Source organism: Marinobacter sp. 2_MG-2023 (assembly GCF_030546935.1).
GTDB lineage: Bacteria > Pseudomonadota > Gammaproteobacteria > Pseudomonadales > Oleiphilaceae > Marinobacter.
In genome coordinates this window covers 139,074-154,167 of the sequence record NZ_JAUOPH010000004.1, presented here as the reverse complement: position 1 = coordinate 154,167, position 15,094 = coordinate 139,074, and the positions used below count along the sequence as shown (strand labels likewise).

Genomic DNA, 15,094 nt, shown 5'->3' with positions numbered 1-15,094 from the left:
TTGGAAGCAATACTTATTCTTCTTGGCGTGGGTCTTTTACTGTTTATACCAATTGGCTCCGTTCTTGGTTTTCTGGCATTTCGCAAGCGCAATGAGCAAGCCTCCCGTATCGACGCACTGAGTCATGAGGTTGCTTCGTTGCACCTTGAGGTTGCCGAATTGCGTCTTCAGAACAGGCAGGCTCCACCGGAGGCTTCGCCGTCACCCTCGCGGGCACAGCGGCCCGAACAGCCACGAGAGATTATCCCTGAACAACAGGCGGAGTCTGAGCGGCGGGCAGTCGAAAAGGCCATTGAGGCTCAGTGGTCAACCTCGCGCAGTCACGCAGAAGTAGAGACAGATGACTGGATTGAGCCCCGTGAGCCATCCCGCTTTATTGCTGCTCTGAAAGAGAACTGGATGGTCTGGCTGGGTGGTCTGAGTGTGGCTCTGGCAGGCATTTTCATGGTCAGCCATTCCATTAATGCAGGGTTGATCGGTCCGGCTCAGCAATTGCTGCTCGCTCTTTTTACTGGCCTTGCCTTGCATGCGGGAGCGGAGTATCTGCGCCGGCGCCACATGAGCACCGACCAGGTGTTTGCTGCACTGGCGGGCGGCGGCAGTGTCACACTGTATGCGGCCTTGCTGGCCGGTGTTCACCACTACGACCTGATCGGGCCTGTCATTGGGCTGATTGCCCTGGCGGTAGTATCTCTGGCGACCATGGCTCTGGCACTGGTGCACGGCCCCTTGCTGGCGATCATGGGCTTGAGTGGCGCTTACCTGGTGCCTCTTTTGATCGGTGGTGAGGATGGCAGTGTCACTTTTGTGCTGTCATACAGCTTCCTGATTACGCTCAGCTCACTCCTGTTAATGCGTTACGTCTTTCGCGACTGGCTTTGGTACGCCACGCTTGCGGGAGCGTTGCTCTGGTGGGCCGTTACCGTCGTTGCGGCGCCCACGGAATTGGCCACAGCTTGCTATCTGGCTGCACTGTTTGTGGTTTTTGCTTTCTTGCCTGGCCAGGAGCAGGCCGCGCCCTCCCGGTTGCGCGAAGCATTTTTGCCGATATTAGCCATCTGGGGTATTTCAATTGCGCACCAGACTGCCGGCAGTACGCCGATGTGGAGCTGGTTGCTCCTTCTCCCGGCAGCCATCCTGGTTCCACAGAGCCGCGGTGCTCTGTGGTTTCTGCCCTGGGCGGCTGTTCTGGCTACTGCCGCGGGCTGGCTGCTTTATGTAGGAGGAGTGGGGGATGATTTCGTGTATTTGCTTCAGCTCCCCATGAAGCAACAGGCAGGTTTTATCAGCTACCTCATGGTCGCTGCTATCACCTCCACAGGCCTTGGTTTGTGGCAGTGGGGGCGCTTCGACGATAAGCGGCGCTGGGCCTCGCTAACGCTGCTCTCACCGCTGGTGTGGCTGATCCTGGGGTGGCTTTTGCTGCACGGTTATGGCGAGACGTCGACCGTTTGGGCGGTTGTCACCCTTCTTCTGGGCGGAGTATACGGCGCTCTGGCCTGGCAAATGGAAGGGCGGGCGCGTTACGGAAACGGTGTGGTCTGGGCAGTGTTGGCAGCGCACGTCAGCTACTCGCTGGCCACGGTTATGGCCTTCCGTGAAGCATCGCTCACGCTGGCGCTGTCGGTTCAGTTTGTCAGCCTGACCTGGCTTGCGCGGCGTTATCAGATGCCAGAACTCTACCTGCTTCTGAAAGGCGTTCTGGCACTGGTCGTGGCACGTCTGACGTTTAACCCCTGGCTGCAGGGTTACGATGCGAGTGTTCACTGGTCGTTATGGACCTACGGCGGAGCCACTTTGCTTGCGGCGGTTGCAACCAGGCTGGCGGATAAAAACCATTCGATTCGCCCCTGGCTGGAAGGCGCAACCCTGCACCTGCTGGTGCTGTTCCTCGGTACGGAGCTGCGTTACTGGCTGTACGACGGTAATATCTTTATTCACGAATACAGCCTTACCGAAGCAACCTTGAATGCCTTACTCTGGGGTGCGCTTAGCGTGACCTATGCTGTTCGTGCCAAAACCAGCCAGTCCCTGACCTGGCTTTATCGGTTGTTCTCATGGATTTTGTTGGCGCTTTCCAGTCTCAGTTACCTTGCGTTAATCACTATCCACAACCCCTGGTGGAATGAAGGTACTATCGGGGATACGCCAATTTTCAATATGCTGCTGCCGGCCTTCGGTGGTCCGGTTCTTCTGGCTCTGGTTATCAGCCGGTTCCCGGAGATTGCACCGAAGATCTGGTCTCTGTGCGTCGCGGCGGCGGGCTTTCTTCTGTTCACTGCCCTGGAAATTCGTCAGCTTTGGCAAGGTAGCGACATGGCATTCTGGTTTGGTATGACAGAGGGAGAGCTATATACCTATTCGGTGATTGGAATGCTCTACGCCATCGCGGCAATTATCTATTCCACGGTTTATTCGGCGAAAAGTGCCCATATTATGTTGTATAAGGCGGGCATGGCTTTGTTGGGCATGGTTATCGGCAAGATATTCCTGCTGGATATGGCTGGCCTGCAGGGCCTCTGGCGGGTGGCAGCCTTTATGGGGCTGGGCCTGGCGTTGCTCGGGCTGGCCTGGATGTATCGAAAAGCGCAGCGTACCAGTGAGCAGGCTTCCTGAGCCGAATTCAATAAACAGAGATGCAGATTATGACGGATGAGCAACTGACCAGCGTTCTCGAGATGACTGGCGAAGAGCGTTACGATTATTTTTTGAGCGAAGTGATGGAAGAACGGGACATCTGGATACTCGTCAATTCGGATAGCCGCTTTTTGACTATTGTCTCGGAAGATGACGGGATGGCGCACTTGCCGGTCTGGCCCAGTTCAGAATTCGCTGTTGCCTATGCCCAGGGTTCGGATGATTTGAGCCCGAAAAGCATCTCTTTGCCTGATTTCTTCAAGAAGTGGGTGCCGGGGTTATCGAAAGACGGGTTGCAGGTGGGAGTGTTTCCGGGCCTTGATAAAACGGTGTGGATAACCGAAGCGGCCGAGCTTAAAAAGGATCTGCAAGACGAGCTTTCCGGTTTTTAGAGCGAGCGATTCCAAGCACTGTGAGGTGAAATCATGAGTGATGACATTAAACATGTAGTTTGCCCCCACTGTAACAAGACAAACCGCGTGCCGGCGGAGCGTGTGGCCGCCGGCGGTAACTGCGGAGCCTGTAAACAGCCGTTATGGCCAGAGGGTGTGCTGGAGTTGAGCGGGCAGAGCTTTGCGGCTCATACCGGGCGCAGTGACTTGCCTGTTCTGGTGGATTTTTGGGCGAGCTGGTGTGGCCCCTGTAAGATGATGGCCCCGCAGTTCGAGCAGGCAGCGCGAAGCTGGAAAGGCAAGGTTCGCTTTGCCAAGCTCAATACAGAAGAACACCCTGGGCCGTCCGGACAATTCGGTATCCGCAGTATTCCAACGTTGATTCTGTTCCGTAACGGCCGCGAGTTGGCTCGGCAAAGCGGCGCGATGAATCAGGGCCAGATTAATCAGTGGCTGCAAAGCAACGGCTGTTGAAGGCCGGCGTATCGACAGAATGCCACCGAACAATAAATGATCTGGTCACTTAACGGTCACATTTGTCGAACACCCGTTTTAACCGGGCTGAGCTTGCTTGTCCCTCGCCTTTTCACAAAGTTATCCACAGATTTGTGGGATAAGTTTTTTCGGGAGTTTGTTCAATGGATGGCACTACTATCAGCGCTTCTTCTGGCAAGGAGCCCCGCCGTCCTCGCATGCGCCGCCGTTATTTCTATCTGGCACTTGTGATCGCATTGACGGTTGGCTGGGTGATTGGCCGCAATACTGCTCCGGTTCAGGGAATGGAAGTCACGTTTCACAACCGGAGTGAGGTTCCTGTGGAGTCCATACAACTGGATTTTGGAACTGCCGATACTCAATCATCGATACTGGCTTTTCGCGTTGCACCCGGCAAAAAGCGCGTGCTTGTGCTCAACCATACTCCCGGTGCAGGCTTCAATGTGAAAGTGCGATACAAGGGCGGGGAAACTCAGGAGTTTTGCGCTCTGCGCCGCGACAAGCAGCAACGGCCAACGATTGAGCTGAAGCCTTGAGCAACCCCGGCCTTCGTTAAAAGGAACTAGCCAGATGGGACACAACTTATGGAAACTTTGCTGATTATTCTCGCCGTTCTTTTCGTGGCGTTGATCGTTATTCTGCCTCTGGTTGAGAAATATGCTCCGAAAGGCGAATCGCGTAACTACGGCAACCTTACAAGGTTTATTTTCCCCTTGGTGGCCTTGCTGATCGTGGCTCAAATGGTTCGGTATTATTTTTTCTGAGACAAAGGATAGGCAGCTCCGGGGGATTTTGTTCGTCAGCCTTTTTTACACTTCTGCCAAGCCAACCTGAAACAGCTTGACCCCTAAGGGTCCAAGTGCTCGCAGCTTCATCATAAAGAGACTTTCGGAACGAATATCGCATGCCTGTCGGGCAGGATCAGCCTGAAAGGAAGCATGTCTCATGAGCCAGTTCCATCCCATCATTTATGTTCGTGGCTATGCCATGACGGCCAATGAAATTGCCGATACTGTATCCATGCCCTATATGGGCTTTAACCTGGGCGCGACGAAAGTTCGCCAGTCCTGGGATGGAGCCATCTACAAGCAAATTTTTGAATCTCCGATGATGCGCCTGATGAAGGATTACGGTTATACCGATGCCTTTTCCGATGGTGCTGAGGTCGACCGGGACATTACTCATAAAACCCTTGTTGTTTACCGTTATTACGATCAGGCCGACAGGGATTTTGGTGAAGGCAAGCCGCTGTCCATTCCTGCCGCTGCGTTGCAGCTCAGGGATCTGATTCTGAATATCCGGCAACAGCTTTGTGGTGATGACCCTGAGTTGCTTGGGGAATTCCGGGTGCATCTTGTCGCGCATTCCATGGGCGGCCTGGTTTGTCGTTGCCTGCTGCAGAATGACGGTATTAATAACCCGCCGATGCGCAACATTGTGGATAAGGTGTTTACCTATGCTACGCCCCACAATGGTATCGAGATGGCTGGCATTAATGTCCCTTCGTTTCTCGGGCTTTGGGATATCAATAACTTCAACCGGAAAACCATGGCGGAATATCTCGATCTGGATGGCAAGCCGGAGAGAGTGGATACCCTTGATGGCAAATTCGATCCAGACCGCTTTTTCTGCCTGGTCGGGACCAATCAGCAAGACTATGGGGCGGCCAAGGGCGTATCCAAGTGGCTTGCCGGCAAGATGAGTGACGGGCTGGTTGCGATAGAGAACGCCAGCGTTCAGGGAGCGCCCAGGGCTTTTGTTTATCGCAGTCACAGTGGCCCATATGGCATCGTTAATTCCGAAGACGGCTACCAGAACATGGTGCGATTTTTGTTCGGTGATGTTCGCGTCGATGGGGTGATGGAGGTTGAATCCCTGCCACTGCCACCGTCTGTCGAAAAGGCGAAGCAGGGGGGCAGACGAGTCCGTGCTTCCTATTATTTCGAGGTTGTCGTGTCGCCCCGGGGGCCTCGTAGCTTTCGGTTGACAGAAAGGCGCAAAGAAACGTTCAGTGCCGTGCTGAGAAAGTTCGACGAGATGATGAAACCCTCTCAGGCTGGGCTTGATTCAGCTCGCTCTCCGGTGCTGTTTTCGACGTTCCTGGATAGCTCGAAAATCACGGTTGATCGAGGGCGAACCATGGTAATGACTGTCGAGCTTGCGGTATCCGCAACGGATTACTTTATTGATGGTGCATTGTGGACAGAACACAGGGTGGAGGGCGAATACTTGTACCGAGACACGCTCACGCTGAAAATGACGCCTGCCGGTGACGGCTGGAACCTGCGCTATGTCACCACAGATGAGCAATGGAGCGAACGTGGAGGAAGCAAGGCTGAAACTGATGGTGACAGTTACCTGATTCCTCTGTCATCGAAAAAAGGTTTCAGCGCTCAGTTGCGGCTGAATCTTCAGCACCGCACCTGATGAAATCTGGCAGAAACCGGCATTGGTTGAAGAATGATTTGTGGCGGCCAGCATAAGCTGGCAAAGTTCTGCGCATTCACACCTAACTCCACCAAGAGGAAACGCCGGTGACGGACTTTGTAGATTACTCGCTGAACGATGGTGTCGCGACAATCGTTATTAATAACGGCAAGGCCAATGCCCTCAGCCACGAAGTGTTCGAACAGCTGAACAAGGCCCTGGACCAGGCAGAACAAGATAAGGCCGTGGTTATCCTGTCAGGGCAGCCGGGTATCTTTTCCGGGGGCTATGACCTGAAGGAAATGCAGAAGGGCATGAAAGAGGCGGCGGCACTGGTCACTGTGGGCTCAAAACTGACCCGCCGCCTGGCGGCGTTTCCATTGCCGGTTATCGGGGCATGCAGCGGTCACGCCATTGCCAAGGGCGCGTTTATAATGTTGTCTGTCGACTACCGGGTTGGCATTGAAGGCGACTTCAAGCTTGGGCTCAATGAAGTGGCGATCGGTATGACCATGCACCATGCCGGCATCGAGATTGCACGGCATCGTTTGGCTCCTGCTCACTTTTACCGTTCGGTTATCAATGCTGAAATCTACTCCCCTGGAGGCGCTGTGGCAGCCGGCTTCCTTGATGAGGTTGTTGCGCCAGAGCAGCTTATGAACCGTGCGAGTGAGCTGGCCCAAGCGTTCCGGAAGCTGAACATGAGAGCACACGCCCAGACCAAACTTAAAGCCAAAGCCGGTTATCTGGAGCTGCTGGATCGGTCCATCGAGAAAGATTCGGAAAGCCTGGGCATTTCAGGTTGATAGACAAGCTAGTGCTGGATTAACTCGCCAGGGTCTATTCGGTAGAAATCGCTGAGCAGATCATAAACCGCTGGCTGTTGGTCTTTCAGGTGTTGCGGTTGCTGATAGAAGGTTTCTGTCAGCACTGCAAAGAACTCGGCGGGTTTTGTGGCGCCGTAGGGGTCCAGCCAGCTCTTGCGCCGGTGCCTTAGGGAGTGTCGGAGATTGTCATAGGCGATGGTCATGGTCTGTTGCCATTCATCGGCTTGCTCCCCGCTTAGCGGCGGTGCGCCGTCTGCGGTGCCATCCAGGTAGTCCAGCTGGTGAGCAAATTCGTGGAGGATCACATTGTGCGCCGTCCCGGGCTGCATGGCTCCACTTTCACACTCCGCCCAGGCCAGTACTATTTGACCCAGAGATGACGCCTCGCCCGCCCGAACCTGGTTGCTGACGCCAACCACCATGCCATCGCGCTCCGAAGCTTCGACCCTGTAGACATCAGGATAAACAAGAATGCTGCGAACCTCGTTGTAATCCGCATACGAGCGCATGAGCGTCAAAAGGCAGGCGTGCCCGGCGATCGCTACCCGCACGCGGTCATTCACTTCAAAGCCGTCGCATCCATAGAAGTTTTTTTCAGCGAGGAATAGCTGAACCTGCTTTTCCAGAGTTTTCTGTAGCTGCTTCGGTAACTGGCGATATAGAGGCACGGTTGATCGCAGGTGCTTTCGCCAGGCTTGCGGAAAGGGTTGCTGCAGTTCCCGCTCCCGCCGCCAGGATCTGTAGAAGAACAGATAGAAGACGGCCGAAGCGATGAAGGCAACGGCGAACACAGCAAATACAGTTGCGGACGACATTTTTCAGAGCTCGCATTATAAATATAGCTGTCACTCTAGCATATACGGATTGGCCAATTGCCTCTGCGGCAACTATGATCAATCGCTTGGGGCAAGTCGTTCGGTATTTCTTCAAAAGGCCCGTGTTCTATATGCTTCATGAGATGAGTATTGGCGGGATGCTGTTCAGCCCGTTGCTGGTGATTGCGCCTCTTGCGTTTATTCTTACGGCCGCTACGCGACTGCTGCTGCATTATCTGGGACTGCGCCGGTACATCTGGAAGGAAGCCTGGTTTGATGTGGGTGTCTTCGTTTGTTATCTGGCGGCTATCGTTTATTTGTTCGGGGATTAAGAGACTCTCATGGGAAAACCGGGGCGTATCGGGATTACTTTGCTGGTGGTGGCGGCTGCAGTTGCAGCTGGAGTCTGGGTCTGGAATTACTATCTCTATTCACCCTGGACGCGGGACGGCCGGATTCGGGCGGATGTTATCACCATCGCTCCGGACGTTTCTGGCTGGGTAACGGGGCTGAATGTGAAAAACAATCAGGCTGTCAGCAGGGGTGATCTGCTTTTTACCATTGATGATACGCGCTACCGCGCGAAATCTGCCGAAGCGAGTGCCCGACTTGTTCAGGAACGTATCGCCATGGAGCTCGCCAGGCATCAGTATGAAAACCGGCAAAAGGTAGCCGATCGCCAGACCGTCAGCCTCGGAAGCCTGGAAACATTCCGTATTCGCGCCGAATCTGCAGAAGCCAGTTTTCAACTTGCACAGGCCGAGCTCGATACCGCACGAATCGACCTTGAGCGGACAAGGGTCTTTGCGCCAGAAAGCGGCATAGTGAATAACTTTGCATTGCGCCAGGGCAATTATGCCTCGCGGGGAAATGCTGCATTATCGCTGATCAGAAGTGATTCTTTTTACGTGACCGGGTACTTCGAAGAAACCAAGATGCAAAGGGTCAAGGTGGGGCAAGCGGCGCGAATTACGCTGCTATCGGGCAATGAGAAGCTTACCGGAAAGGTCGTCAGTATTGCCCGGGGCATAGCGGATTCGAATACCCGCAGTGATAGCCAGATGTTACCTCAGGTACAGCAAGCGTTTAACTGGGTGCGGCTCGCCCAGCGCATTCCTGTCGATATAGCGCTCGACCCGATACCTGAAGGTGTAAATATCAGTGCGGGCATGACGGCTTCCATATACCTGGAAACCGAGTAACGGAGTAGCCTGCATGACGCTCCACCCGCTCCTGGCCCAACTTCTGATGCCTGACAGAAGTTCTGTGATTTTTGCCCTCAAAGGGGTGGTGTCCGTAGTACTGGCATTGTATGTAGCTATGTTCTTGCAGCTTGACCGCCCCTATTGGGCACTGGTATCTGCCATCTTTTTGCAAATCCGGCCGGAAAGCGGGTTGGTGACGGAAAAGGCCGCATGTCAGATTCTGGGGTCAGTACTGGGTGGTGGCGTCGGGATTCTGATTCTGGCGTTTTTCATGCCATACCCCTTATTGGCCCTGGCCTGTCTCACGCTCTGGATTGGCCTGAATTCTGCCGCCTCGTCCATGGTGCACAACATCAACTTTATTTACGCCTTTGCCATGTCAGGAATGACGGCCGGGCTGGTGGTTCTGTTGGTGATGATTACCCCCAACCTGGCAGATAGTCGTGCGGTGTTTGATATCGCCCAGTCGCGCATCAGCGAAATTACTGTGGGTGCTCTCTGTGCGATGTTGGTCAGCCAGTTGTTATGGCCCGTCACGGTGAAAGCCAGTCTTCGACGCCATGCCCGTGTTGTTATCAACGACACGCTTGAATATCTCTCGCTGGAGCTGGACCCGAACAGTACTCATGAACAGCGTCATCAGCACGCGGACCAGATCCTGGAAACCCTGGTTGTGCTGAATGACGATTCCAGTGCGGTCGCCTATGAAGGGCCAGAGGGGCCGGGGCGGAGCAGGGCGGCAAATCTGCTCTGCAACAAAGTGTTGTCGTTGCTGGCCGTTACGCAAATTATGGGGCGTTTTCCACGAAACCACCCGGATCTGGTTTCGCCGGCGTTCAGCAAGTTATTGGAAGACATGCGAGCCCACTTCATAAAAGTCGCTGAAGTGGATAGCTTTGAGGAATCCTACATTGAGGCCCAGGCGTTGAGGCGCGCGTTACTTGAACATCGGGCCGCGTATGTAAATGAATCCGCTATTGTGATTCGCCTCACCCAGACAGCTGCAGAGCTGGTTGCGGACCTGGCTATGGTATTGCGGGCCTATAACGCGCTTGAGAACCGTGATCAGACACTGCTGAAAGCGTCTAGTTTGAAAACTCACCGTGACCCGCTGGTTGGTGCCGTTAACGGCTTCCGGACCGCTGTGGTGTTCCTGATCGGGGCAGCAGTATGGTTAAGCACCGGCAGCCTTGCAGCCATAATGCTGATGATCATGCCGGTTGTATTCTCCGTGATGTTTGCCCGTTTTTCCCGGGTAGTATTGACGTCTATCTTACGACGCTTGCTGCTCGGTGTTGTGGTCGCAATTCCAGTGGCACTGCTTTTTGGTATGGGGCTTTTGTCAACGAGTAGCGGAGACTTCGAGTTGCTGGCGCTTGTACTGGCCGGCCCTTATTTCGTCGCGTTGCTGGCCCTGGCAAACCGGGAAACCCTGCCTTATGGCCTGGGCCTGTGCATTCCTTTCACGCTTATTGTGCAGCCGGGCAACCATATGACATTCAACATGGAAGTTGCCACCAGCAACGCGCTGGGGCTCTTCGTGGGTATCAGTATTCTGTACTGGGTATTCAAGCTCATTACTCCACCGGACGGCCAGTTAATGCAGCGCCGTTTGCTTGAAGCAACAGCGCGAGACCTTACGGGTATCGATTTTCATCGCCGTCCTGAAAACTGGTTCAACGGCCGCATGGGAGAGCGCTTGTTGCGGCTCGCTAATTATGACCAGAGCTCGGGCAGCTCGAACCGCAATATGACCGACCTGGGCTTTACCGGGCTGAACATCGGTCATATGTCCATTCGTTTGCGGCGGCGGATCAAGAATCATCGAAGTGCTGAAGTGGATGCAAAACTTGCTGAGTGGCAGCAGGTGCTGGCTGACACATATTTGCTGAGTTCCCGTGGCATTGTGAACGCCCGCTTCAGGGAGGCGAGCGCAGGGCTGCTCAGGGCTATCTACGATGCCAAAGAGCCGGATGCGCAAACGGCAACTATTGAGGGTATGTTCGAGCGCATGGCCCTGACGTTTGAGCGAACCGCGCGGATGTTTCATCAGGTTTGATCAGTTTTTGGCTGATGCGCGCCAATTGCAGAGTGATGGCCGCTAGCTGAACAAAGTCGGGTGGCTGAATGTGTTAAAGTGCCGCCTAGCGCGAGCCTGAACCTTAAACCGAGATCCCGGAGAGACCTGAGTGACGCAAATTCGAGAGCAGGCCATTCGGGGTCTCACGGCTGGTGACGTTTTTACGGTTACCCGTACCTTTTCCGAGAGTGACACCATAGCCTTCGGCGAAATCAGCGGTGATGCAAACCCGATTCATTATGATGAACACTTTGCTGTTGCCAAGGGTTTTCGGGGTAAAATCTGCCATGGTTTGCTGGTCGGGGGCATGATCACCGAGGTCGGTGGCCAGGTTGGCTGGCTTGCATCCGGTATGAACTTCCGGTTCCGCCGGCCCGTCTATTTTGGCGATACCATTACCTGCGTCTTCACCATTACCGAAGTGGATGAGCGCAACCGTGCAAAGGCGGAAGCAGTGCTCTCCAATCAACATAGCGAAGTTGTTACTGAGGCCTGGTTGACGGGGGTATTACCTGGTCAAACGGAACGAAATATTCTCGCTCAAATCTGAGCTATTTTATCTCCCACCCGCACCCCCGGGATTTCCATTTACAGAGGTTTTTATGGCTCGCTTCGAGTTGCTAGGCACGGCAATTATCCCTGGCAAGGGCACAGAACTGCGCCTGTTGCAGCGTAACGATGAGTTCTCCATTCGTATTGCCGGCACAAGCGGTGAGTTGATGAACACTCGGCTGCATGGGTCTGAGGATGCGCTTGCAACCCTGGCGTGTGAACGCATTGCGGATCATTCTGCCCCGAAGGTGTTGATCGGAGGGCTGGGCATGGGGTTTACCCTTGCGGCGGCCTTGCAGTCTCTGGGAGATGCTGCAGAAGTGACGGTTGCAGAACTGGTGCCCGAGGTAGAGCAGTGGAATCTGGGCCCTTTGGGCAGCGCTTCCGGCTATCCGCTGAAAGACTCACGTGCACGGGTGCACATTGGTGATGTTGTGCAACTGATCAAGGATTCTCCGGGCGGTTACGATGCCATTATGCTGGATATCGATAATGGCCCGGAGGGCCTTACACGTAAAGAAAATGACTGGCTGTATTCTTCTGCGGGCATTGCTGCAGCGCAGGAAGCATTGCGGCCAGAGGGGGTTCTGGCCTACTGGTCAGCCGGGCAGGACCCGGCGTTTACCGAACGCCTGAAGCGTGCCGGCCTTTCGGCTGAGGCTGTAACCGTAAGAGCCCACCGCCCCGGCAAAGGGGCAAAGCACGTTATATGGCTAGCCTGGTAGTTACGGTGACGAGGCGTACTAATCCTCGTCGTCGTCCTGCATGCGTTCCAGCCGCTCTCGTTCTTCCTCTTTCGCCGCGTCAATTACGGCCATAAGCTCGGCGACATCGGCGCTGTGGGTATCGTGCTCGAAACACCCGGTGAGTTTACTGTCAGGATGCAGGTCGCCGCTTTCGTACAGAGCCCAGATCTCCTTGCCGTAATCCGTAACAAGCAGGTCGGGTGCGTACTTGGCAAAATAGCGGCGCATGTTGTCTACATCCCGCTCCAGCATACGTTCGGCGTTGTTGTTGCCTGCGGCGTTCACCGCCTGTGGCAGATCGATGATCACGGGTCCGTTGCTGTCTACCAGAACGTTAAATTCTGACAGGTCACCATGTATAAGGCCGGCGCTCAGCATTCGCACAATTTCTGCTATCACCCGCCCATGGTAATCCCGGGCCTGTTCTGGCGTGAGAGTCACGTCATCCAGGCGTGGAGCGGCTTTACCATCGGCGTCGGCAATCAGTTCCATCAGTAGCACGCCGTCAACAAAACCCATGGGGGCTGGTACGCGCACACCAGCCTCAGCCAGCCGGTACAGGGCGTCCACTTCCGCATTAAGCCAGGCATCTTCCTGTTCTTTCTGGCCGTAGCGGGTTTTTTTGCTCATCGCCCGGGCGCGGCGACTGTTGCGTACCTTTCTGCCTTCCTGATACTCAACAGCCTGCTTGAAACTCCGCTTCTGCGCTTCTTTGAACACCTTGGCGCAGCGCACCTGCTCACCGCACCTTACAACGTAAACCTGTGCTTCTTTGCCGCTCATGAGCTGGTAAAGCACTTCATCCACCAGGCCGTCGTCGACCAGGGGCTGTAATCTCTTGGGTACTTTCATAGAACCTTTCAATTTAGCCGTAAGCGCACCGACCATGCATATGCTTCATCCTGGTATCAGGTGAGGGCACGTGCGATGGCCACAATGAATCATAGCTTACATCAAAATGCTATTTCTTATGCGAATCCGGTTATAGGGTCGGGAAGCTTTTTGCGGAATGGCCTATAGTGTCCGCTTGCCCCGTATCGGCGGGGCTGATCTGCGGGTAGAATTGCCGGGGTTGAAACACGCCGGCTTATACCCGGTATGAACGCGTTTACGATATTGTTTTGGAGCTTTAAACAATGCCTAGAGCAAATGAAATCAAGAAAAATTCCGCGGTTGAATACGAAGGTCGGGTCTATTTTGTAAAGGACATCGAGCGCTCCGTTCCTCAGGGGCGGGCCGGCGGAAGCCTTTACCGTATGCGTATGTATGACGTGGTAACTGGAGCCAAGATCGACGAGACGTTCAAGGATTCCGACATGCTGAACCTTGCCGACCTCGTGCGCAGGCCTGCGACCTTCTCTTATTCTGATGGCGACGAATACGTCTTCATGGATAGCGAAGATTTCACTCAGTACAGCCTGAATGGCGAAGCTATCGCTGACGAATTGCTCTTTATCAGTGAAGACACTCAGGGTGTTATGGTTGTTCTGGTCAGTGACGCGCCTGTAGCCCTGGCACTGCCTCCAACCGTAGAACTTGATATCGAAGAAACAGATCCGTCTGTAAAGGGTGGATCTGCCACCGCTCGCACCAAGCCTGCGAAACTGACCACCGGGCTGATCGTCCAGGTTCCGGAACACATTTCTACTGGAGACCGGATCAAAATCAACGTGGAGGAGCGCAAGTTCCTTAGCCGCGCCTGATCCGAAGTTGTTCTGAATTAGGGAAGCCCCGTGAAAACAATAGAAACAATAAGGGTGCTGGCAGCCAGCGTGATCACAGTTGTGGTCACGGTCGGGGTTGCGCGGTTCTCATATACGCCAATGATCCCCGAGATGATGGAAGCGCTCGGGCTTAGCCAGTCCGTAGTGGGCATGCTCGCGACTGTAAACTACGCCGGTTACCTGACGGGCGCGCTCCTTATCACCCGGATCAGTGATCTGGGGCTCAAGGTAAAGCTGTATCAGCTTGGGCTTGTGGTTGCGGTCGCCTCTACTGTTCTCATGGGGTACACCACAGAGACCTGGCTGTGGTTTGTCTTGCGTTTTGTCTCCGGTCTCAGTACGTCGGCGGGCATGTTGCTCGGCGCCGGCCTGTTGATGAGCTGGCTGATAAAAAACAACGAAAAATCCGAGCTCGGCGTGTTCTTTTCGGGCATCGGGCTCGGGATTGTTCTGACGGCAGTTATCGCGGAGCTGATCAAAGGGCCCTTCAGCTGGGATCAACAGTGGGTAATATACGGGCTTGTGGGGCTGGCGCTGCTGGTTCCCGCCTGGCGCTGGATGCCGGATTATCGTGCCTGTGCTTTGCCGCGAACGGGCAACGCGGGGGCCAATGAGGAGCGCAGCCGATTTATCGTGATTTTGCAGTTGGCTTACTTCTGTGCCGGCGTCGGGTACGTAGTAACGGCAACGTTTCTGGTGGCCATTGCCGAGTCAATACCGGCACTCAGCGGCCATGGTTGGCTGATCTGGCTTGTTGCCGGACTTTCTGCCACACCTGCCTGCTGGCTATGGGACGTATTTACACGCCGGTGGGGGCAGTGGACAGCGCTCTATCTTGCTTACACACTTAATGCGGTCAGTATTCTAATGCTGATCATCAATACCAGCATGCTCAGTGTAATGCTCAGCGCCGTTATCTATGGTGCCAGCTTTATCGGCATTGTCAGCATGATGCTGGCGATGGTTGGCCGGGTATTCCCGGAAAACCCCTCCCGGCCCATGAGCCGGCTCACCTTCAGCTATGGTATCGCCCAGATGCTGGCGCCTGCCGTTGTTGGTTACCTTGCCGATGTCGAGGGTAATTACACCAATGGCCTATGGCTTACGCTGTTGGTGATGGCGCTTGGTGTCGGGGTGCTGCACCTGGCGCGTCGGATCAAGGGCAGTGAAACGAACACAGCTCTCTCCGGTTGA

At 54.7% G+C, this 15,094-nt stretch carries 16 protein-coding genes; 14 read left to right on the top strand and 2 right to left on the bottom strand.

Going from position 1 to position 15,094, the window contains the following annotated elements:
* The 7 genes from Q4501_RS11270 to Q4501_RS11240 all read left to right on the top strand — a co-directional run bounded on the left by Q4501_RS11270 (position 1) and on the right by Q4501_RS11240 (position 6,757).
* Entirely contained in the window at positions 1 to 2,616 is a 2,616-nt protein-coding gene (locus Q4501_RS11270) for a DUF2339 domain-containing protein (RefSeq protein WP_303596336.1), read from the top strand.
* 29 nt (positions 2,617 to 2,645) lie between these two features.
* A complete protein-coding gene (locus tag Q4501_RS11265) occupies positions 2,646 to 3,029 on the top strand; it encodes a DUF2750 domain-containing protein (protein ID WP_303596335.1) in 384 nt (127 codons plus the stop codon).
* A 33-nt stretch (positions 3,030 to 3,062) separates the two neighbouring features.
* Positions 3,063 to 3,503, top strand: a complete 441-nt coding sequence (gene trxC / locus Q4501_RS11260; RefSeq protein WP_303596334.1) for a thioredoxin TrxC — start codon at positions 3,063 to 3,065, stop codon at positions 3,501 to 3,503.
* Positions 3,504 to 3,667: 164 nt separating this feature from the next.
* Positions 3,668 to 4,060 (top strand): hypothetical protein, encoded by a 393-nt coding sequence (locus Q4501_RS11255; RefSeq protein ID WP_303596333.1) that lies wholly within the window; start codon positions 3,668 to 3,670, stop codon positions 4,058 to 4,060.
* A 48-nt stretch (positions 4,061 to 4,108) separates the two neighbouring features.
* Positions 4,109 to 4,288 (top strand): hypothetical protein, encoded by a 180-nt coding sequence (locus Q4501_RS11250; protein ID WP_303596332.1) that lies wholly within the window; start codon positions 4,109 to 4,111, stop codon positions 4,286 to 4,288.
* 181 nt (positions 4,289 to 4,469) lie between these two features.
* The gene (locus tag Q4501_RS11245) at positions 4,470 to 5,951 is read left to right on the top strand and encodes a triacylglycerol lipase (protein WP_303596331.1); all 1,482 of its coding nucleotides are present in this window, start codon (positions 4,470 to 4,472) and stop codon (positions 5,949 to 5,951) included.
* A 107-nt stretch (positions 5,952 to 6,058) separates the two neighbouring features.
* Positions 6,059 to 6,757, top strand: coding sequence for a crotonase/enoyl-CoA hydratase family protein (locus Q4501_RS11240; protein ID WP_303596330.1), 699 nt, complete (start codon positions 6,059 to 6,061; stop codon positions 6,755 to 6,757).
* Positions 6,758 to 6,765: 8 nt separating this feature from the next.
* Here the strand turns inward: Q4501_RS11240 and Q4501_RS11235 are convergent, their stop codons facing one another.
* Complete coding sequence (locus Q4501_RS11235) at positions 6,766 to 7,593, bottom strand: zinc-dependent peptidase (RefSeq protein ID WP_303596329.1); 828 nt, start codon at positions 7,591 to 7,593, stop codon at positions 6,766 to 6,768.
* A 74-nt stretch (positions 7,594 to 7,667) separates the two neighbouring features.
* On the opposite strand from Q4501_RS11235, the gene Q4501_RS11230 reads away from it, so the two are divergent.
* From Q4501_RS11230 to Q4501_RS11210, 5 genes are all read left to right on the top strand, one after another.
* Positions 7,668 to 7,925 carry a DUF1656 domain-containing protein gene (locus tag Q4501_RS11230; RefSeq protein WP_368497556.1) on the top strand — a complete coding sequence of 86 codons (258 nt, stop codon included), beginning with the start codon at positions 7,668 to 7,670 and terminating at the stop codon, positions 7,923 to 7,925.
* A gap of 9 nt (positions 7,926 to 7,934) precedes the next feature.
* A complete protein-coding gene (locus Q4501_RS11225) occupies positions 7,935 to 8,795 on the top strand; it encodes an HlyD family secretion protein (RefSeq protein WP_303596328.1) in 861 nt (286 codons plus the stop codon).
* A 13-nt stretch (positions 8,796 to 8,808) separates the two neighbouring features.
* A complete protein-coding gene (locus Q4501_RS11220; protein ID WP_303596327.1) occupies positions 8,809 to 10,857 on the top strand; it encodes an FUSC family protein in 2,049 nt (682 codons plus the stop codon).
* Between the two features lie 130 nt (positions 10,858 to 10,987).
* On the top strand, positions 10,988 to 11,428 hold the full coding sequence (locus Q4501_RS11215) for a MaoC family dehydratase (RefSeq protein WP_303596326.1): 441 nt from the start codon (positions 10,988 to 10,990) through the stop codon (positions 11,426 to 11,428).
* A gap of 52 nt (positions 11,429 to 11,480) precedes the next feature.
* Complete coding sequence (locus Q4501_RS11210) at positions 11,481 to 12,155, top strand: spermidine synthase (protein WP_303596325.1); 675 nt, start codon at positions 11,481 to 11,483, stop codon at positions 12,153 to 12,155.
* Positions 12,156 to 12,173: 18 nt separating this feature from the next.
* Here Q4501_RS11210 and Q4501_RS11205 read toward each other — a convergent pair whose 3' ends face one another.
* The gene (locus Q4501_RS11205) at positions 12,174 to 13,028 is read right to left on the bottom strand and encodes a PA4780 family RIO1-like protein kinase (RefSeq protein WP_303596324.1); all 855 of its coding nucleotides are present in this window, start codon (positions 13,026 to 13,028) and stop codon (positions 12,174 to 12,176) included.
* Positions 13,029 to 13,312: 284 nt separating this feature from the next.
* On the opposite strand from Q4501_RS11205, the gene yeiP reads away from it, so the two are divergent.
* Complete coding sequence (gene yeiP, locus Q4501_RS11200) at positions 13,313 to 13,879, top strand: elongation factor P-like protein YeiP (protein WP_303596323.1); 567 nt, start codon at positions 13,313 to 13,315, stop codon at positions 13,877 to 13,879.
* Between the two features lie 30 nt (positions 13,880 to 13,909).
* Positions 13,910 to 15,094: a YbfB/YjiJ family MFS transporter gene (locus tag Q4501_RS11195; protein ID WP_303596322.1), complete on the top strand. Its 1,185-nt coding sequence runs from the start codon at positions 13,910 to 13,912 to the stop codon at positions 15,092 to 15,094.

What these genes read in the sequence shown, in the direction of transcription:
- Q4501_RS11265 (WP_303596335.1), top strand. Translation starts at nt 2,646, where the DNA reads ATGACGGATGAGCAACTGACCAGCGTTCTCGAGATGACTGGCGAAGAG.
- trxC (WP_303596334.1), top strand. Translation starts at nt 3,063, where the DNA reads ATGAGTGATGACATTAAACATGTAGTTTGCCCCCACTGTAACAAGACA.
- Q4501_RS11255 (WP_303596333.1), top strand. Translation starts at nt 3,668, where the DNA reads ATGGATGGCACTACTATCAGCGCTTCTTCTGGCAAGGAGCCCCGCCGT.
- Q4501_RS11250 (WP_303596332.1), top strand. Translation starts at nt 4,109, where the DNA reads ATGGAAACTTTGCTGATTATTCTCGCCGTTCTTTTCGTGGCGTTGATC.
- Q4501_RS11245 (WP_303596331.1), top strand. Translation starts at nt 4,470, where the DNA reads ATGAGCCAGTTCCATCCCATCATTTATGTTCGTGGCTATGCCATGACG.
- Q4501_RS11235 (WP_303596329.1), bottom strand. Translation starts at nt 7,593, where the DNA reads ATGTCGTCCGCAACTGTATTTGCTGTGTTCGCCGTTGCCTTCATCGCT.
- Q4501_RS11230 (WP_368497556.1), top strand. Translation starts at nt 7,668, where the DNA reads ATGATCAATCGCTTGGGGCAAGTCGTTCGGTATTTCTTCAAAAGGCCC.
- Q4501_RS11225 (WP_303596328.1), top strand. Translation starts at nt 7,935, where the DNA reads ATGGGAAAACCGGGGCGTATCGGGATTACTTTGCTGGTGGTGGCGGCT.
- Q4501_RS11220 (WP_303596327.1), top strand. Translation starts at nt 8,809, where the DNA reads ATGACGCTCCACCCGCTCCTGGCCCAACTTCTGATGCCTGACAGAAGT.
- Q4501_RS11210 (WP_303596325.1), top strand. Translation starts at nt 11,481, where the DNA reads ATGGCTCGCTTCGAGTTGCTAGGCACGGCAATTATCCCTGGCAAGGGC.
- Q4501_RS11205 (WP_303596324.1), bottom strand. Translation starts at nt 13,028, where the DNA reads ATGAAAGTACCCAAGAGATTACAGCCCCTGGTCGACGACGGCCTGGTG.
- yeiP (WP_303596323.1), top strand. Translation starts at nt 13,313, where the DNA reads ATGCCTAGAGCAAATGAAATCAAGAAAAATTCCGCGGTTGAATACGAA.